Raw genomic sequence first — 17,880 nt, 5'->3', positions numbered from 1 at the left:
AGTCATCATTTATACTGGCTTTTTACTTTTGGCAGCGATCATTCTGTCCGGTGTTTTTGTCCATTTAGGGTAACAACAATAGTGCGATTAGAAGCAACATCTCGATGCTCACCTAACACAATTCCTTGCCACGTCCCTAATTTCAATATCCCATCTTTTATTGGAATAGATACGCTAGCACCTAAGAGGCTTGCTTTGATGTGTGCAGGCATATCATCATCGCCTTCATAGTCATGGCGATAATAAGTTGCACGCTCAGGTACGAAATGATTGAAATGACTTTCGAGATCCATTCTTACCGTAGGATCGGCATTTTCGTTTATCGTTAAACTTGCGGATGTGTGCTGGATAAAAAAATGAGCAAGGCCGATTTGGTATTGGCTCAATTCAGGAAGCTGGGCTAATAGCTCATCTGTAATTAAGTGAAAGCCCCGCTGGCGGGGCTTAAGTGTGATTGTTTTTTCAAACCATGACATTGTAATGTCGAGTTAGATTTTATCGAAACAGACTTCGATATTGGCATTGCCTGCATCGGATGTAAATGGAATTAATACCTTAGGGCCGTCACACTTGTGCGTAATGGTATGGTTACTACCAGAGACAACAATAGGCGTGGCCATATCAAACTCATAGCCTTTTTCGCCTAAAAGATTTTTTGCACCACCAGTCACCATGTTGGTGATTTCACCGACCATATCAGTGACTTCTTCATTAATGCTGCTCGGACGCTCTCCAAGCATACGCTCCATGATCGTTAATGCTAAACCTTCATCAAAGGTAATTGAAAATGAACCTTTTGTTTGCGCGCCAACCATGCCAATTAAACCAGATACGTCGCCTTGGGCCACCTCACCTTGTTTTCTTTGTGGTTTACCCGGTTTTAGCTCTGTTTGTGCCATGGTGCTTAAGACATTCATTAATGAAGCTAAAAAAGGGTTGATGAATTCTACGTTCATATTAAATCCAATTAATTTTTAAATTTATCCAAAGGCACCCGTTATATTCTTAACTCAAAATATCCGTAATGCAAATCTAAATAGCTGATTTATAATGCTGAACAGTTTTTACATGTTCCTCGAGCTTCAATGGTTTGTGCGCTTACTTTGAAGCCGAACTCGACAGCTTGGTTGTTCAATTCATGCGAAATAACAGTTGAATGAAGTTCGTCAACGTGACCGCATTGCTCGCAAATAAGTAATTGCACAGGGTGAATGTGATCAAAGTGATGGCAAAGCATAAACGCATTGGTACTTTCGATCTTATGAATGAAACCCATGTCGGCTAAAAAATCTAACGCTCTATAAATAGTAGCAGGTTTTGCATTTGCTTCAGTTGTTTTTAACCGCTCTAACAAATCGTATGCACCAATTCCGCCCTGTGTTTCGGCTAAAAGGCGAAATACTTTTTCGCGTATTGAAGTGAAGCGGGTACCTTTGTTGTCACAGACTTGTTTTGCTTTATTTACTAAGCTTTCTATTGCCATCATTAAACATCCTTAAACTCAGGTTTTTATCTTAACATAGAATTTTTATTAGTCTTGTATTGGACAATTAAAAACTTAACGTTAATCACGAATATAATTTGAGCAACAGGCTTGTTTTTAGTAGAATCCAGCGCCTTATTTAATCACGAGGTCACCTGTGAATAGACGTTTTTCTGTAGCACCCATGTTAGATTGGACCGATCGCCATTGTCGGACATTTCATCGTAAACTGACACAACATACTGTTTTATATACTGAGATGGTAACAACAGGTGCAATTATTCATGGTCGTGGTGATTATCTACACTTTAACCAAAATGAACAGCCTGTTGCTTTACAGCTTGGAGGGTCTGATCCGAGTGCTTTGGCGGAGTGTGCAAAGCGAGCTGATGAACGGGGTTATCAAGAGATTAACTTAAATGTTGGTTGTCCATCTGATCGCGTTCAAAATGGTCGTTTTGGCGCATGTTTGATGGCTGAGCCTCAGTTGGTTGCCGAATGTATTGCTGCTATGAAAGCACAAACTAATATCCCGGTGACGGTAAAAACCCGCATTGGCATTGATGAAAAAGATTCTTATGAATTCTTGTGTGCATTAATAGAGGCGAATATCGACGTAGGTTGCTTAGATTTCATTATTCATGCACGCAAAGCGTGGCTAAATGGGTTAAGTCCTAAAGAAAATCGCGATATTCCCCCCCTTGACTACGAACGTGTTTACCAGCTTAAGCGTGACTATCCGCAGACGCATATTTCTATTAATGGTGGCGTAAAAACGTTAGAGCAGAGCCTTGAACATCTTAAGTATATTGATGGCGTTATGATGGGTCGTGAAGCTTATGCTAACCCATATTTACTCACGCAAGTTGACCATCTGATTTATGGTGATGAGCCTAAAGACGTAATTAGTCGTCATCAAGCTGTAAGAGCTATGTATGATTATTTTGAACATGAAATGACTCAAGGTGCTAACTTTTGGCATATAGCACGACATATGCTAGGTATTTTTCAGGGGGTACCGGGAGGGCGCGCATTTCGTCGGTATTTATCTGAAAATGGTCATAAAAAAGAGGCGGATATTAAAGTGATGGAGCGCGCTTTAGCTTTTGTGAACGAGCTTTAATCCGTTATCCTGAAATCGGGATTCGAGTCTCCCGATTTCGGAATAATTTAGTGTGAAAATACCAACTTATTAGTTAAATTGACAAAAAGAGTGTTGTTTTTTGTTTCTAAACCATCTTCACTCATTCTTCATACAGTAAAAAACTTCTATTTATCATATCGTTACTTTAAATTCGAAAACTTGGCATATGGTTTGTAATAAACATCATCATTAACATTAATATTTTTTATGGAGATGAAGATGTTTAAGCTCACTCATTTTATCGCGCTTATTTCGTTTATTGCCTCGGGTGTGCTCACACTCGTTGATATCCCAACACCTTCTATTATTCAAGCACACGAAAGTAATGCATCAGTATCTAAACGATCATGCGAGCAAATAAATCGATTAGAGAATGATAATTTACAAGGAGTAGACGCATGATTCAGTCATTATTTTTATTGAATATACTACTTATCCCAGTATTAAGTTTGCTGGTCACATTTTTTGGTGTGCAGGTTAGTCGCTATATTTACATGACCATGAATAGTATATCACGTACTCATTAGCCGTTTATCACCAAAATTAACCGTTGAACATATTTTGTAAAATCTAGCCGGTGATTCAATTAAGTTAGCGGCAATAGTTATTAGATTGGTTCCTAATCATGTTTCAAGTCCCTTTATATATGGTGTTTCTTTTACCTGTAATTAGTTTGATGTTCACCTTTATAGGTGTGAATGTTTTTCAGTCTATGTCATGGCTTGGTAATAAAACGCAGTAACCTTCTGTTTTTCAGAGCTTCCTCACTTGTTATTCATCTAAATAATAGCTTTTAACGTTATAGCTAATATTATTTCGCTATTTCGCTATTTCGCTATTTCGCTATTTCGCTATTTCGCTATTTCGCTATTTCGCTATTTCGCTATTTCGCTATTTCGCTATTTCGCTATTTCGCTATTTCGCTATTTCGCTATTTCGCTATTTCGCTATTTCGCTATTTCGCTATTTCGCTATTTCGCTATTTCGCTATTTCGCTATTTCGCTATTTCGCTATTTCGCTATTTCGCTATTTCGCTATTTCGCTATTTCGCTATTTCGCTATTTCGCTATTTCGCTATTTCGCTATTTCGCTATTTCGCTATTTCGCTATTTCGCTATTTCGCTATTTCGCTATTTCGCTATTTCGCTATTTCGCTATTTCGCTATTTCGCTATTTCGCTATTTCGCTATTTCGCTATTTCGCTATTTCGCTATTTCGCTATTTCGCTATTTCGCTATTTCGCTATTTCGCTATTTCGCTATTTCGCTATTTCGCTATTTCGCTATTTCGCTATTTCGCTATTTCGCTATTTCGCTATTTCGCTATTTCGCTATTTCGCTATTTCGCTATTTCGCTATTTCGCTATTTCGCTATTTCGCTATTTCGCTATTTCGCTATTTCGCTATTTCGCTATTTCGCTATTTCGCTATTTCGCTATTTCGCTATTTCGCTATTTCGCTATTTCGCTCTCATCTATCGCCTTTCTTAATTTTTAAATAGCTAAAGCTTCGGTATTCATGGTCATCTTTTACTGTGGTTAATTTTACATTTCAAGTGGTCAAAATGACTAATTTTTGGTTTTGTAATTTTGTTTGTGTAATGATTCTCTAGTTCCATCTTTCTTAACCGTTTGTTTTTTAATGATTAAAAATATTTTCACGTGTTGGCATATCGATTGAAAGAGTCTTAGCGTAAGAACATTTAACGACGTTTTATTAAGGAGAACATTATGGGCGTCTTTACTCGCATTACCGATATTGTACAAGCAAATGTAGTTGCTGCACTGGACAAAGCAGAAAATCCCGAAAAATTGGTGAACTTGATGATCCAAGAAATGGAAGAAACACTCGTTGAAGTAAGAAGTACTTCCGCAAAATTATTAGCTGAGAAAAAAGAGCTGCAACGTAAAGAGCAATCTCATCAACAGCAAGTGAATTATTGGCAAGAAAAAGCGGAGTTAGCGATTGATAAGAATCGTGATGACCTAGCAAAAGCTGCATTGGTCGAGAAGCAACAAGTTGCAATGAAATTTGTAGGGCTTTCAAAAGAGCTATCGTGTCTTGATGAAAGCTTGGCCAAGTTAACCGCAGATAGTGCGCGATTAAATGAAAAATTAACCCAAGCAAAAGCTAAACGAGATTCGTTTCAACAACGTGAGCAAATGTTGTCTTCGCGTTTAAAAGTAAAGTCTCAACTTCAAAGTGACAAAGTAGCTGATGCGTTATCTCGATTTGATTTGATTGAGCGCAAGGTCGATGAAATTGAAGCAAAGGTTGAATCTTATGAACTGGGCTCGAGTGCATCACTGGCGCAACAGTTTAATGAACTCAGTATCAATGAAGACATTGAAAATGAGTTAGCTGAGTTAAAAAGTAAAAAAGCGGCTAAATAAGCCGCTTACTTAAAGGAGTTATATTATGAATAGATTCGACAATTCAGATGCATTTTATAAAGACCGTTTAAACAAAAAAATATCAGGTGTTTGTGCCGGATTAGCAAATGGTCACGACTTACCTGTGTGGTCAACACGTTTAGTGACGTTGATTTTATTTTTTGTTTTTCCTGTGCCAATTTTGATTGCATATTTTGCCGCAGCAATGATATTGCCAGCTCGTTATTATTAATGGATAGCCAAGATTTCATCCTTGTTTACCTGAGGATGAAATGAGGAGGCAAGATGAAATTATTATTTATCATCGGTTGTTTAGCATTATTTTTATTGTTCAGTGGTCCTGAAGTAGTATTTAATGATTACGCTTGGACTTGGCATTTTGATAATCATTTTTTACATGGTCATTTTTTTGAGTCGATGTGGGGCGCCATTGCAATCATCGGGGTCATTTTTGCAGTAATTGCGTTAGGCGTTTTTTTCACTGTTGGAATTATTGGTATTGTGTGCGCCAGTCTTTTTGTTGTTGGTTTAGCTTTGCTGATTAGTGGTGTTGCCTTGTTTTGGCCATTTATCCTTTTTGGTGCGGTCATTTGGCTATTAATTGCAGAGAAAAAGCCGCAAAGTGCATAACTGTTAGATGCAGCTTTTTTGACGCTGTTGTATGATAACAGCTTCACAAAAGAGGGAATTCTAATGAAATTAATTACTTTGGTTTGCAGTTTGTTATTTGTAAGTCATGTACATGCTAATAGCGTGGATATTACGGACTTAAAACTCAGAGAGTTTATTCCAGGTGCGAGTAGTAGTGTGGCATATTTTACTTTGAGTAATACCAGTAAAGAAACGCGAACACTCGTTGGCGTTAATGTTGAAGGGATTGGTCGCGCAGAGCTTCATCAGCATCAATTGATTGATGGAATGATGAAAATGTCACAACTACCATCACTGGAAATACCTGCAGGGCAAAGTGTAACATTTGAGCCCGGTGGTCTACATTTAATGCTGTTTGAGCCAGATGCACATCAGAACACAAGTGATAAAAAAACCGCTGTATTTATTTTTAAAAATGGTGAGCAAATATCCTCACAAGGGCAAGTGATTTCTTTGATGCGTGAGACTCACGATCACAGTCATCATCATTAGGAGCGTTTATGAATCAACATAAAGGGAAAATCATTGCGGCCATTTTGGCTTTTTTGGTTGTAAATTATGCTGTTGCTGTGTATTGGAGCTTTGAGCCTGATCATATTGATATAAAAGCAATCGCCACAGAACAAGCTGCACTTAAAAATGAGCAGCTAGTAGTAGGCTACACAACGACAACGGCATTAATCGAAGTGATGAATACACTACTCGAAAAGCCTGGCGGTTATTTATCTAATGATATTATGCCACCTTCAGTGTTGATGGATAATATTCCAGCGTGGGAATATGGGGCGCTAGAAATGAGTCGTGATTTAGCTCTTTCTATGCGAAAAGATTTAAGCCGCTCTCAATCTCAATCAACTGAGCACCCAATGCTCAAACAAGCTCAACCACAATTTAATATTAATTCAGATGCTTGGGCGTGGCCAAGTGCTGAAAGTGAATATCGTAAGGGAATTAATTTTCTGATCCAATATCGCAGCGATATTGCCAATAGAAGTAATTCCAACGCCCAGTTTTATGCACGTGCTGATAACTTAAGAGGGTGGCTAAAAGAAGCTGAAAAACGCTTGGGTAGTTTGAGTCAGCGCTTAAGTGCGAGCGTCGGCCAAGATCGTTTAAATACTGACTTAGCGGGTGATAGTGCTGCAAAACAGGCGACGTTTGCGCCTCAGACGAGCCAGATTAAAACTTCTTGGTGGGAAATCGATGATGTTTTTTATGAATCACGTGGTGCATCTTGGGCCTTATTGCATTTCTTGCAAGCGGTAGAGTATGATTTTGCTGATGTTTTAGAAAAGAAAAATGCTAAGATTAGCCTACAGCAAATTATTCGTGAACTAGAAGCTACACAAGACACCGTGTGGAGCCCTTTGATTTTAAATGGAAGTGGTTTTGGTGTGGTGGCCAATCACTCGTTGGTCATGGCTAATTATATTTCACGTGCTAATGCTGCATTAATTGAACTTACAGAACTTTTAGCCCAGGGATAAAAGAATGAAAAAACTATGTATAACCGCAGCCTTAGCTATGGCAAGTGTGGCACCTATCGCGCAAGCTGATATGATTTTTGGTCTTTATGCTGGCGCAGAAGTTTGGCAAGCTGAAACTACGGGTAGTTTTTCACAAAATAGTGATTTACAGACGTTTGCTTTTGAAGATGAAACTTTAACAAACTTTTATGTTGCGTTAGAGCATCCTATTCCATTAATCCCAAACATCAAAATCAAGCACAATGAACTTGAAGTGACGGGGAGCACGACATTAACATCAGGGTTTGAATTTGGTGACACTGTTTTTCAAGTGGGCACAAAGGCAAGCACTGTCTCCGATCTGACTCACAATGACCTGATTTTATATTATGAAATCTTCGATAATGACTTAGTTGCAATTGATTTAGGCCTAAATGCGAAACAGTTTGATGGTTCGATTGTGGTGTCAGGTCAAGAGCAATCACTAGGTATCGTTAGTGAAACAGTTGATTTTTCAGGTTATGTTCCAATGGCTTATGCTGCCGCTGAAGTAGGCTTGCCATTCACTGGGCTTTCAGTGTTTGCCGAAGGCAGTTTATTATCTGTTGGAGATAGTAAAGTGCAAGACTACCAAGTAGGGGTTGCGTGGGAGTTTATTGATAGCATGGCAATTGATGTTGCGGTTAAAGTTGGTTATCGCTCATTGGTACTTGAACTTGACGATCTTGATGATATATACACTGATTTTGAAGTAAAAGGTCCTTTTGCTGGACTTCAAGTACATTTCTAACTCATTGAATATTATATGATATAAAAAAGCTGCTTTGGCAGCTTTTTTATTGCCTGCATTGTAACTTTATTGCCCCCAACTGACTTCAAAGTCACTATTTAACACTTTTTCTAATTGAAGTTTGTACTGTGGATTGAGGTGAGCTTGAGAGAGCGTGGTTAATTCTTCACCTGTCTGGGTGAGTTTATAGTAGTTTAAAATTAAGCCATTTCGTTTAGCTTTGAGTGTGAGCTCTGAGTTTTTAAAAACCAGTTGGTAACTTTGACCAATATTTAACTCCGTACTCTCTATTTCTTGTTGATATAAAACATCAATGTCCATCAATGTCAGCACATTAGGGAAGCTTAAGCCACATTTGCTCAGATTCAGATGCGCTTTACTTTTTAGTTTAAATAGATTTAGTAAGCTTGGGCGGTTGTAATATCCAAGTAAGATTAAGCTACTGTTGTCAATCGGAGAGCGTCCTGCAAGGCTTGTCGCTTTTTGTAATGCATCCGCTTCCTTTTGTGTCATTTGCTTGAGCGTAAGTAAACTCTTAAAAGAAAACGTGCCCGGTTTGACCGTTTCTCCGGCTAGGATTTTAGCCCATAAGGTTTGCATTGCTTGATTGGATGTATCTTCAGCAAGGCCAATAAAGCGTTCTATCCAATCAGGGTCGGGCTCACTTTCGCTACTAACATGTGGGCAATACTCAACAGCGAGAGCCATGATTGTTTCGATGTTTTGTTGTTGCCTAAGTAAAGTTAATTGCCGTCTTTTAGCTGCTCTTTGTTGTAATGTTTCTTGAGTGTTTATAACGTATTGTGGTGTGACCCCTTGACGTCGACCTGCAAAATTAGGAGAAGTCGATTGCGGTTGTGAAGAGTCAGCTTTGTTTTTAGCTATCGGATTGCCCAATTTACGTTTAATGATGTGAGCAAGCGTGTCATTGGCCGCAGATACTTTCATAACTAATCCGAATTTATGGGTAGATATTGGTTGAGTGAACAAGTTCACTTTGGGTTATTTCTGATTGTTCTTTTAGGTTTCGTAAACCCAACTCAAGAGCTTGTGCCAGTACGACTTTATAATACAAAGTTAAGTAGCCAGCCAAAACAGGAGTATTAATTTCACCTTTAATTGACCAAGTCACCTTAGTTTGAGTTGGTGCGATAACTGTAAAAGATAATTGACTCAATGCTAAATGTTCATTGTTAAACAGCATATTATAGTCAATTTGCTGACCATTGATGTGCGAAATCGTCAGCTCCCCTTCAACCTGCTCATTTTGCCAAGCTAAAAAGGCGCCAACACCTTCGGTTTTTTCACCATAGATAAACTCTAACTGAGGCGTAAGAATATGCCACGCTTGCCAATTTGGCCAACGCACTAAATCATCTGTCCAGTAATGGATAGAAGATGGGTTCGCATTGATATTGATATCTTGTTTGATGGCGTAATGGGTTGGTAAAAAGAATCCAATAACTAATACTAAAATAAGTAAGATTGTTCCAAAACGGAGGATCTTTTTAAGCATAGCTGTGTGATAACCTTATTGTTTCGTTTATGAATGAAAATTAGATTTTTTTAGTCAAGAGTGACGGACATAAACTCAATTAATGATAATAAATACAACTTAGTTTTAAGTTATCCGCTTTTTTTTATTGAGTTTCAACTATAATGATTGCAGATAAGCTTTATCTATCATATTAATATATTTACTACGATCTATTACTGGCTTTATTCTAGTTACAGCTATAGTAAAATTTTGTGCCTAGGAGCGCTATGACTCAGACTGAAAACGAAGGATTTTTATTTCTAAGCGAAGATGAACCTGAGCAAGAAATCCTACATTCTGAGTATTGGGATGTGCTAATTGTTGATGACGATCCTGAAATCCATTCAGTGACACAACTTGCTTTATCTGGTGTACTTTTTTGGGATAAACCCCTTCGTTTTCATCATGCCTATTCAGGTGTCGAAGCAGTTAATTTTTTAGCACAAAACCCACATATTGCTGTTGTTCTTCTCGATGTTGTTATGGAATCTGATGATGCAGGGTTAATTGCAGTCAAAAAAATTAGACAAGATCTCAATAATCACAATGTACGCATTATTCTGCGAACAGGTCAGCCTGGTTATGCACCTGAAGAAAGTGTGATCCGTGAATATGATATTAACGACTACAAAACGAAAACAGAATTAACACGAAGTAAACTCGTAACCTCTCTTATTACAGCTATTCGTTCGTATCAGCAATTGTGCGAAATGGCTAAACAAAGCGATGGGTTACAACAAGTGATCCTTGCTTCTAAAGCCATTTTAGGAATCAATGATATTGAAGCTTTTTCGAGTGCGGTGATTGCTCAAATTTCGATTTTATTTAATTCACCAGCTTCTGGTGTGTTATGTGGCAAATTGGGAGATGGGAATGAAGTGACTGTACTCGGGGGCTCGAGCGAATATAAAAGCTATTTTGCTCAAGGTATCGAGCAGCTTGATAACGGACGCATTATCCATCAAGTTCAAAATTGTTTATCCCTCGCAGAGCATCAACAAACTGATTTTGATATCACGTTTTTGACGCCTTGTAGTGGTCGCAATGCTGCGATTTATATCGAAGTGGCGGTGCCTCCAAGCCAAGCTCAATTGCAATTAGCTGAAATATTTTTAACTAATGTGAGTGTCGGTTTTGATAATGTTAAATTATTTAATCGCTTAAGAGATGCCGCTTACACTGATGGATTAACTGGTTTATCAAATCGAACCGATTTTGTTGAAAGGATAGGGCACTTTGCTGAGCGTAAAGCCAGTGGGCATCGCTTATATTTAATTGATATTGAAAAGTTTTCTGATATTAATAACGGGCTAGGGCAAGACGTTGGTAATATGCTACTTGAAGCGGTTGCAAATCGTTTAAAAACCGAATTGCCACAAGCAGATATTATCGCTCGTATTGGAGCGGATGTGTTTGCAATTGTAATTGAACATCATGTTATAACTCCTCAGTACATCAATCAATTATTAAGTTTGCCTTTTAGAGCGGGTGAGCACTTGTTACCGGTTAATTTTAGCTTAGGCATTTGTGATGAAGAGCATTTTAATGTCTCAGGATTACAAACATTAAAAAGTGTTTACATTGCCCTGAATTTAGCGAAAAAACAGGCACAATTTAATTACGAGTTTTATTTGCCAGAGATGGAAGAGCAAATGACTTGGCGCTTAGGCATTATTCGTCAGCTAAGGCAGGATTTTTCTGAAGGAAAGTTACAAGTCTGGTATCAGCCACAAATTGAACTTTCGACGTCTAAAATTATTGGCTGCGAAGCTTTATTACGTTGGCCCACAGATGACGGTCAATTTATTTCACCTGCGGTGTTTGTGCCTTTAGCCGAATATTCAGGTTTAATTGTCGATATTGGCCAGTGGGTGCTTGAGCAAGCTTGTAAGCAACAAAAACATCTTGAAGCACTCGGAACCAAAATCCGTATGGCGGTAAATGTCTCGGTCCCGCAATTTAGAAACATTGATTTTGTTAAGCAAGTGAAAAATGTCCTTGATGATCATCAAATCGAGTCTGGCTGTTTGGAGCTAGAAGTGACAGAGAGCATTGTCATGGATGATCCTGATGCTGTTATTGCGGTGTTGACTGAGCTTAAAGATTTGGGGATTGAAATCGCGATCGATGACTTTGGTACTGGTTTTTCTTCACTTAGTTATTTGCAAAAATTGCCTCTTGATCGCATTAAAATAGATCGGGCGTTTATAAAAGATATTCCAAGTCCTGATGCCGGTGCTATTGCTGAACTCATTATTGCACTAGGGAAAAAAATGAACCTCAATACTATCGCGGAAGGGATTGAAACTCAGCAACAAGCTGATTACCTTATTCAAGCGGGGTGTGAAGAAGCGCAAGGCTTTATGTATTCAAAGCCATTACCTCCAGCGCAGTTACATCAATTTATTCAAAATTATAAATAATCATTCATAAAATGTGGTGAATATTCAAACAATTTTAATTGGGGCTAAACTCAGGTATAATCCCGCCTCTTATTTTCGGCTTGTTTCTGACTCTCCCTTAAATATTTTAAATGGATGTTGTACTCATGCCTTAATCCTCATTAAGTCTTGAGTATATTTAATATAGTTAGCGCGCTTTTTTCTTTGTCTCAGGGGCTTATATGGCTGCACTTTCTGCTGAACGCGGACTCTTTTCTTATCCTAAATACTGGGCTGAATGCTACGGCACAGCTGATTTTTTGCCGACCACTCGAGCAGAAATGGATGCGCTAGGTTGGGATAGCTGTGATGTGATTCTTGTTACTGGCGATGCGTATGTGGATCATCCAAGCTTTGGCATGGCCGTGATTGGCCGAGTACTTGAAGCGCAAGGTTTTCGTGTCGGTATTATTTCGCAGCCAGATTGGAATTCCAAAGATGCGTTTATGAGCTTGGGTAAACCAAACTTATTTTATGGTGTCAGTGCGGGTAACATGGATTCGATGATTAACCGTTACACAGCTGAAAAGCGTATGCGTCATGATGATGCCTATACACCGGGCAATGTTGGCGGAAAGCGCCCAGACCGAGCGGTGCTGGTTTACACTCAGCGTTGTAAAGAAGCCTATAAAGATGTGCCGGTTGTGATTGGTGGGATTGAAGCTAGTTTACGCCGCATTGCCCATTATGATTACTGGTCTGAAAAAGTGCGTAGAAGCATCATTTTTGATGCTAAAGCCGATATTCTGATTTATGGAAATGCAGAGCGCCCGTTAGTTGAAGTGGCACACCGAATCGCTAAAGGCGAAGTGATTGCTGATATTCAGGATGTGCGAGGGACTGCGGTCATTCGTAAAGAACCTCTGCCAGGTTGGCGAGGAGCAGACTCAACTGCAATCGATAAAGTGGGTAAAATTGATCCCATCCCAAATCCTTACGGTGCGGATGATGTCGGGTGCAGCAAATCTGAATTTAAACAAGCTGGTATCGACTTAAAAGCTGAAGCGGCAAAACCAATTATCGTTCAACCGGCAAGGCCGAAGCCTTGGGAAAAAACCTATGTAAAATTGCCTGCGTTTGAGCAAGTGAGTGTTAATAAACCTTTGTATGCCCATGCTTCGCGTATTTTGCATCAAGAAACAAACCCAGGTTGTGCACGTGCATTGTTTCAGCGCCATGGCGACCGCTCTATTTGGGTCAATCCACCAGCGTTTCCGTTGGAAACGGCTGAAATGGATGAAGTCTTCGGTTTGGCTTATCAGCGTATCCCTCACCCAAGCTATGGTGATGCTAAAATCCCAGCCTATGAGATGATTAAAACATCAGTCAATATTATGCGAGGCTGTTTTGGTGGCTGTAGTTTTTGCTCGATTACCGAACATGAAGGTCGAATCATTCAAAGTCGCTCTGAAGAGTCAATCATTAACGAGATTGAACAAATCCGCGATAAAGTCCCTGGTTTTACCGGGGTCATTTCTGATTTAGGCGGCCCGACCGCTAACATGTACAAGTTGCGTTGTAAAAGTGAAAAAGCAGAGAGTACCTGTCGCCGTTTGTCGTGTGTTTACCCCGATATATGTAATCACATGGATACAGATCATACTCCAACCATTGATTTATACCGTAAAGCCCGAGATGTTAAAGGGGTGAAAAAAATCTTAATTGCATCGGGTGTTCGCTATGATTTAGCTGTTGAAGATCCGCGCTACGTGAAAGAATTAGTGAGCCATCATGTGGGCGGGTATTTAAAGATCGCTCCTGAGCATACTGAAGAAGGGCCTTTATCGAAAATGATGAAGCCTGGAATGGGCGCTTACGATAAATTTAAAGAGTTGTTTGATAAGTACTCCAAAGAAGCGGGTAAAAAGCAGTATTTGATCCCATATTTCATTTCGGCTCATCCGGGTACCACTGATGAAGACATGGTTAACATGGCGTTATGGTTAAAATCGAATGATTTTAAATTGGATCAAGTGCAAAACTTTTATCCTTCGCCTATGGCCAATGCCACCACTATTTATCACACAGAGATGAATTCGCTGCGTAACATCAAAAACAATAAAGATGTGGTCGCGGTACCAAAAGGGGCGAGGCAACGACGTTTACATAAAGCAATCCTTCGTTATCATGATCCTGCAGGCTGGCCAATGATCCGAGAAGCATTGCGTGCGATGGGTAAAACGAAACTCATAGGAAATGGCCCACACTGCCTAGTACCAGAAGAAAGTCGCCAAGAGAAAATGCAAACAGGAAAAGCATCTCAGGGCAAAGCGAAAGGCAATTCAAAAGGGCGACCTGCGCTTACTCGTCATACTGGCTTTAGTCAGTTCAAAAAAGCGAATACAAAGCCTCGAGTAGGTGATAATCGCCAGCGAGCCAAGTAACACACCTTATTGATAGATATAAAAAATGCCGCATCAAGCGGCATTTTTTATGGAGTGTTTTACTACTCGGGTGTGTAGGCTTCGCCTTGCTGCATCCACGTAGGTGCAGGTTTTCCTTTTAGGTGGTGATCAAAGTACTCCATCATGCGAATAGAGAAATCCACTTGGTTAGGAAATTGTTTTAAATGATGGGGCTCACCTTCATACTGTAAAAATATCACGTCTTTTTGGGCACGGCGCAGTGCTAAATAATATTGCACGCCTTCATGCCAAGGCACCGCATCATCTTTATCACCAAACATCATTAGGATAGGGGTATTGACCTTATCAGCAAAAAAGACCGGTGAGTTTTCAATGTATAAATCGAGGCCTTCAAATAAGCTTTTACCGATCCTGCTTTGCCCTGTTTCATACTGGAATTGTCTTGCTAAACCAGATTTCAAACGAATACCGCTATAGGCACTGGTCATATTCGATACTGGTGCCCCTGACACAACGGCTTTAAACATATCTGTTTGGGTGATCATAAAGGCACTTTGATATCCCGCCCATGAATGACCTTGCAAGCCAATTTTATCAGGATGAGCGACGCCGATATCAATTAACTTTTGTGCGGCATTGATCATAGTTTGGGTCGATGATTTACCAGGGTGGCCTAGTTCAAAGCGAATATCGGGTAAGAAGACCGCATAGCCATTAGAGGTAAACATCGGGAAGTTAGGGCGGTGATTGAGCTCCATTGCTGGAAAGTCATACATACGTTGGCTCATGTAACGGTAGAAGTAAATCACCACAGGCACTTTGTCGCCTTTTTTATAACCTGCAGGTTTAATCAGTACGCCTTGCAAGTCCTCACCATCAAAGCCTTTGTACTGTACGAGCTCAGGGGTTTTCCCCCAAGCAAACTGTGCTTGTTGTGGGTTGAGATCGGTGAGCTTCTTCGAACTATTAAAAGTCAGATCTGTTTGCCATAAATCTGGAAATTGATGATAAGTTTGTTGGGTAAATAAGAGCGTATCAGCTGACTTTGCTTTTTTGATTACATCAAAACGTTTTTTGCCGCTCAGAACCGTTTTAAGTGTTTTGTCTTGTAAATTCAGAGTCGCGATAGCTGTTTCTTTGGTATTGAGGTTATGTGCACTCAGTACTAAGGTTTGCTCAGGGTTAAAGCCGACTTGGTTATTATCTAAGTTGATGACACGGTAAAGAGTATTGCTTTTATACCCTTGGGTGAGGCGCTGACCTTGCTGAGTCTTGACATCAAAGGCCCAAATATCATATTTACCATAGGCAAGTACTTGGCTGCTATCTGCTGACCAACCAGCAAAACCATAGCCAGGCACTGGAGTTGGGTAGTCATGCTGATCATCTGCAAACGTTGCGTCGATATTTTGCGTTAAGTTGCTGGCAGATTGCTTGGCCAACTGTTTGAGTTGTATATCGCCATCCTGAAAGTACGCAGCAAACTGACCATTTGGCGCCAAAGTAGGGCGTGTTCTACTTTGTTTTACAATCGCGCGTTGTTGGCCATTTTTAGTATCAATAGCGTAATAATCGGCATAAAAGCCATCAAACATCACTTTGTTTAAGTACGGTGTACTACTCGCAGCAAGCAAATACTCTTTTTCGGTGTGTAAGCTTAAGTCTTCAAGTGATGGAGAGCTGAGTTGCACGACCTTTTGGCCATTAAGGTGATAGACCGCTTGGTAGTGGCGGTTTTTGTTTTCTTTATCCCACTGAATTTGTTCGCGAGTTTTTATTTGCTCATCTTTATGATGCCAAACCTTGAGGCCTTTTTGTGCCCGGATTGTGTCAAAATCACGTAAGTCTTCGGCTGTTTTATACTCTTTTTCGGGTTGTTTTTGAGCTAAATTTGGGCGATTTTCAAAATAGAGGCGTTCGCCGTGTTCTGACCATTCTAATGAAGCTGTTTTTCCGCTGAACCAGTTTTCAGTTTGTTCAATTGTAGTGAGTTGGTTTGTCTCTTGTTGCCATAGATATAACAAATGCTGGCGACGACGCAGATCATCATTGACATAGTTTCCAGCATAAAAAGCGACGTGGTTAGTTGTTGGGTGCCACTTAATTTGTGTTGCGACTATGCCTGGCTCCGTCATTAGGGCATGTTGCGTTAGGTGCTCATCTAATTCAAAGTAGGCAATTTGGTTAGTATCACCATTTTTGCTGACTTGACTCACTAAGATGCCGTTGTTTCTTGGCGAGAATGCATAACTAAACACTGAGTCGACAGTATGTGTTGTTTGAGTGCTCAAATTAACGAGTTTGAGTGCAAATGATTTATCTTTTTTATCGGGCTTTATTTGGGCTGCAGCTGTTTGTTCTTCGTCGATGCTCAGGACTGGTGTATCTTTGTTATCATCTTGATTAGTTTGTTTTTCGTCTTTAGGGGAGTCTTGACGAAAAGCCAACCATTGCCCGTTATCATTGAGTGTGAAATCTGCCACATCATCAAAACGAAGTTGTTGCTGAGTTTGGGTGTTGATGAGCACTAGCTGATTCTTTAGTTTCTTTTTTTCTTTTGCGCTAGCGGTTTCAGTTGTTAATAAATCGGGTTTGACAGTAAATCCAACCCAAAGGCCATTTTTACTAAATTGTGGTTTGGTGCCATTTGGGATTTGGGCGATGAGGGTATTATTACTCAGTTGGTACAAGTGTCCAGTCGGATCACCGCGGTATGGAGTGGCGCTTAATGCGGCAAACTCACCGTTCTCACTTAAGGTCAGGTGTTTGCTTTTTTTAAAATCAAACACATCGGTGAAGCTGAGGGCTTTTTGGGCCAATGCTGGTGCGCTGAGACTAGTTATGACCGCAGCGGTAATAAGGGAAACCATGCTTTTCATGCTGATACCTGTATAAAAAAACGTTATGACGAACCATATCAAGGAGTCAGCTCAGCATATTCGTTAAAGCGGTAGGCAGCAATTTTTTACGATAAAGAGTGGGGAAGCGTACCTTAGGGTAAAGATACGCACTTAGTAAGGGTTAGTGCCACGCCAGAGAAAGCATGGACCACTGGCTGTCAAATTGACTACTCGGTTTGGCTTTAAAGTCTGAGCGGACAAACTGGTTCATTTTACCTTCGACAAACGCGAGCATTAAATTTGCTAAATGCGCTTCATCAATACTAAACGTTTTGCCTTCACGTAATTTTCGTTCTCTTAGAACTTGCTTCAGTTGGGTTTCTAGCTTTTCGAATAAGCTTTGAATGCGCTCGCGTAAACGTTCTTGCTCACCTTGTAACGCATCACCAGTTAAAATGCGTGTAATGCCTGGATTTTTTTCAGCAAAGCTTAAAAGCAATAATACGATGTTGTAAATGCGGCCTTGTGTATCTTTTTCATTATCTAAAATAATGTTAATTCGCGATAGCAGGGTATCTTCGATGAATTCAATTAATCCTTCAAACATCCGTGCTTTACTAGGAAAGTGACGATAAAGAGCGGCTTCTGAAACGCCGACTTCAGCGGCGAGTTTAGCCGTGGTGATCCGCTGTCCAGGGCTAGTTTCAAGCATTTGTGCTAATGCTTGAAGGATCTGCTCTTTCCGGTTGCTACGCTTTGTTGCAGGCAT

Annotated in this window: 17 protein-coding genes; 10 read left to right on the top strand and 7 right to left on the bottom strand. The window is 40.0% G+C overall.

All coding sequences use genetic code 11. The features are described from left to right. Window positions 1-38 precede the first annotated feature (38 nt). The 3 genes from PULV_RS06510 to PULV_RS06500 form a co-directional block, all read right to left on the bottom strand. Window positions 39-476, bottom strand: a complete 438-nt coding sequence (locus PULV_RS06510) for a secondary thiamine-phosphate synthase enzyme YjbQ (RefSeq protein WP_193331207.1) — start codon at window positions 474-476, stop codon at window positions 39-41. 12 nt (window positions 477-488) lie between these two features. Next, the gene (locus PULV_RS06505) at window positions 489-956 is read right to left on the bottom strand and encodes a chemotaxis protein CheX (RefSeq protein ID WP_086744584.1); all 468 of its coding nucleotides are present in this window, start codon (window positions 954-956) and stop codon (window positions 489-491) included. A gap of 89 nt (window positions 957-1,045) precedes the next feature. Next, window positions 1,046-1,483, bottom strand: a complete 438-nt coding sequence (locus PULV_RS06500) for a transcriptional repressor (RefSeq protein WP_086744881.1) — start codon at window positions 1,481-1,483, stop codon at window positions 1,046-1,048. 157 nt (window positions 1,484-1,640) lie between these two features. On the opposite strand from PULV_RS06500, the gene dusA reads away from it, so the two are divergent. From dusA to PULV_RS06460, 8 genes are all read left to right on the top strand, one after another. Then, on the top strand, window positions 1,641-2,606 hold the full coding sequence (gene dusA, locus PULV_RS06495) for a tRNA dihydrouridine(20/20a) synthase DusA (protein WP_405127483.1): 966 nt from the start codon (window positions 1,641-1,643) through the stop codon (window positions 2,604-2,606). A gap of 240 nt (window positions 2,607-2,846) precedes the next feature. Further along, window positions 2,847-3,029: a hypothetical protein gene (locus PULV_RS06490; protein ID WP_193331206.1), complete on the top strand. Its 183-nt coding sequence runs from the start codon at window positions 2,847-2,849 to the stop codon at window positions 3,027-3,029. A 1,328-nt stretch (window positions 3,030-4,357) separates the two neighbouring features. Continuing rightward, window positions 4,358-5,020, top strand: coding sequence for a phage shock protein PspA (gene pspA, locus PULV_RS06485; protein WP_193331205.1), 663 nt, complete (start codon window positions 4,358-4,360; stop codon window positions 5,018-5,020). Window positions 5,021-5,045: 25 nt separating this feature from the next. After that, on the top strand, window positions 5,046-5,252 hold the full coding sequence (locus PULV_RS06480; protein ID WP_086744580.1) for a PspC domain-containing protein: 207 nt from the start codon (window positions 5,046-5,048) through the stop codon (window positions 5,250-5,252). A gap of 53 nt (window positions 5,253-5,305) precedes the next feature. Next, window positions 5,306-5,650 (top strand): hypothetical protein, encoded by a 345-nt coding sequence (locus PULV_RS06475; protein WP_086744579.1) that lies wholly within the window; start codon window positions 5,306-5,308, stop codon window positions 5,648-5,650. 63 nt (window positions 5,651-5,713) lie between these two features. Beyond that, window positions 5,714-6,163, top strand: coding sequence for a copper chaperone PCu(A)C (locus PULV_RS06470; protein WP_193331204.1), 450 nt, complete (start codon window positions 5,714-5,716; stop codon window positions 6,161-6,163). Window positions 6,164-6,171: 8 nt separating this feature from the next. Then, window positions 6,172-7,158 carry a DUF2333 family protein gene (locus PULV_RS06465; protein WP_086744577.1) on the top strand — a complete coding sequence of 329 codons (987 nt, stop codon included), beginning with the start codon at window positions 6,172-6,174 and terminating at the stop codon, window positions 7,156-7,158. 4 nt (window positions 7,159-7,162) lie between these two features. Further along, on the top strand, window positions 7,163-7,927 hold the full coding sequence (locus PULV_RS06460) for a TIGR04219 family outer membrane beta-barrel protein (protein ID WP_086744576.1): 765 nt from the start codon (window positions 7,163-7,165) through the stop codon (window positions 7,925-7,927). Between the two features lie 66 nt (window positions 7,928-7,993). On the opposite strand, the gene PULV_RS06455 is transcribed toward PULV_RS06460, so the two are convergent. Then, on the bottom strand, window positions 7,994-8,875 hold the full coding sequence (locus PULV_RS06455; protein WP_086744575.1) for a TIGR03899 family protein: 882 nt from the start codon (window positions 8,873-8,875) through the stop codon (window positions 7,994-7,996). Window positions 8,876-8,888: 13 nt separating this feature from the next. Next, window positions 8,889-9,443, bottom strand: a complete 555-nt coding sequence (locus PULV_RS06450) for an SRPBCC family protein (protein ID WP_086744574.1) — start codon at window positions 9,441-9,443, stop codon at window positions 8,889-8,891. Window positions 9,444-9,691: 248 nt separating this feature from the next. On the opposite strand from PULV_RS06450, the gene PULV_RS06445 reads away from it, so the two are divergent. Together PULV_RS06445 and PULV_RS06440 are read left to right on the top strand one after the other, a co-directional pair. Continuing rightward, window positions 9,692-11,887, top strand: a complete 2,196-nt coding sequence (locus PULV_RS06445; RefSeq protein WP_193331203.1) for a bifunctional diguanylate cyclase/phosphodiesterase — start codon at window positions 9,692-9,694, stop codon at window positions 11,885-11,887. Between the two features lie 200 nt (window positions 11,888-12,087). After that, window positions 12,088-14,289 carry a YgiQ family radical SAM protein gene (locus PULV_RS06440; RefSeq protein WP_193331202.1) on the top strand — a complete coding sequence of 734 codons (2,202 nt, stop codon included), beginning with the start codon at window positions 12,088-12,090 and terminating at the stop codon, window positions 14,287-14,289. Between the two features lie 62 nt (window positions 14,290-14,351). Here PULV_RS06440 and PULV_RS06435 read toward each other — a convergent pair whose 3' ends face one another. Both PULV_RS06435 and slmA read right to left on the bottom strand, forming a co-directional pair. Beyond that, window positions 14,352-17,150, bottom strand: coding sequence for a S9 family peptidase (locus tag PULV_RS06435; RefSeq protein ID WP_193331201.1), 2,799 nt, complete (start codon window positions 17,148-17,150; stop codon window positions 14,352-14,354). A gap of 142 nt (window positions 17,151-17,292) precedes the next feature. Further along, entirely contained in the window at window positions 17,293-17,880 is a 588-nt protein-coding gene (gene slmA, locus PULV_RS06430; protein WP_086744570.1) for a nucleoid occlusion factor SlmA, read from the bottom strand.

It is taken from the genome of Pseudoalteromonas ulvae UL12, assembly GCF_014925405.1.
Lineage (GTDB): Bacteria > Pseudomonadota > Gammaproteobacteria > Enterobacterales > Alteromonadaceae > Pseudoalteromonas > Pseudoalteromonas ulvae.
The sequence above is the reverse complement of the archived record's forward strand: the minus strand, read 5'-3'. Positions and strand labels throughout refer to the sequence as shown.

Bases quoted from the DNA above. Each gene is read 5' to 3' on its own strand.
- PULV_RS06435 (WP_193331201.1), bottom strand. From the start codon at position 17,150: ATGAAAAGCATGGTTTCCCTTATTACCGCTGCGGTCATAACTAGTCTC.
- slmA (WP_086744570.1), bottom strand. From the start codon at position 17,880: ATGCCTGCAACAAAGCGTAGCAACCGGAAAGAGCAGATCCTTCAAGCA.
- PULV_RS06510 (WP_193331207.1), bottom strand. From the start codon at position 476: ATGTCATGGTTTGAAAAAACAATCACACTTAAGCCCCGCCAGCGGGGC.
- PULV_RS06440 (WP_193331202.1), top strand. From the start codon at position 12,088: ATGGCTGCACTTTCTGCTGAACGCGGACTCTTTTCTTATCCTAAATAC.
- PULV_RS06460 (WP_086744576.1), top strand. From the start codon at position 7,163: ATGAAAAAACTATGTATAACCGCAGCCTTAGCTATGGCAAGTGTGGCA.
- PULV_RS06450 (WP_086744574.1), bottom strand. From the start codon at position 9,443: ATGCTTAAAAAGATCCTCCGTTTTGGAACAATCTTACTTATTTTAGTA.
- pspA (WP_193331205.1), top strand. From the start codon at position 4,358: ATGGGCGTCTTTACTCGCATTACCGATATTGTACAAGCAAATGTAGTT.
- PULV_RS06480 (WP_086744580.1), top strand. From the start codon at position 5,046: ATGAATAGATTCGACAATTCAGATGCATTTTATAAAGACCGTTTAAAC.
- PULV_RS06490 (WP_193331206.1), top strand. From the start codon at position 2,847: ATGTTTAAGCTCACTCATTTTATCGCGCTTATTTCGTTTATTGCCTCG.
- PULV_RS06475 (WP_086744579.1), top strand. From the start codon at position 5,306: ATGAAATTATTATTTATCATCGGTTGTTTAGCATTATTTTTATTGTTC.
- PULV_RS06470 (WP_193331204.1), top strand. From the start codon at position 5,714: ATGAAATTAATTACTTTGGTTTGCAGTTTGTTATTTGTAAGTCATGTA.
- PULV_RS06465 (WP_086744577.1), top strand. From the start codon at position 6,172: ATGAATCAACATAAAGGGAAAATCATTGCGGCCATTTTGGCTTTTTTG.
- PULV_RS06505 (WP_086744584.1), bottom strand. From the start codon at position 956: ATGAACGTAGAATTCATCAACCCTTTTTTAGCTTCATTAATGAATGTC.
- PULV_RS06500 (WP_086744881.1), bottom strand. From the start codon at position 1,483: ATGGCAATAGAAAGCTTAGTAAATAAAGCAAAACAAGTCTGTGACAAC.
- PULV_RS06445 (WP_193331203.1), top strand. From the start codon at position 9,692: ATGACTCAGACTGAAAACGAAGGATTTTTATTTCTAAGCGAAGATGAA.
- PULV_RS06455 (WP_086744575.1), bottom strand. From the start codon at position 8,875: ATGAAAGTATCTGCGGCCAATGACACGCTTGCTCACATCATTAAACGT.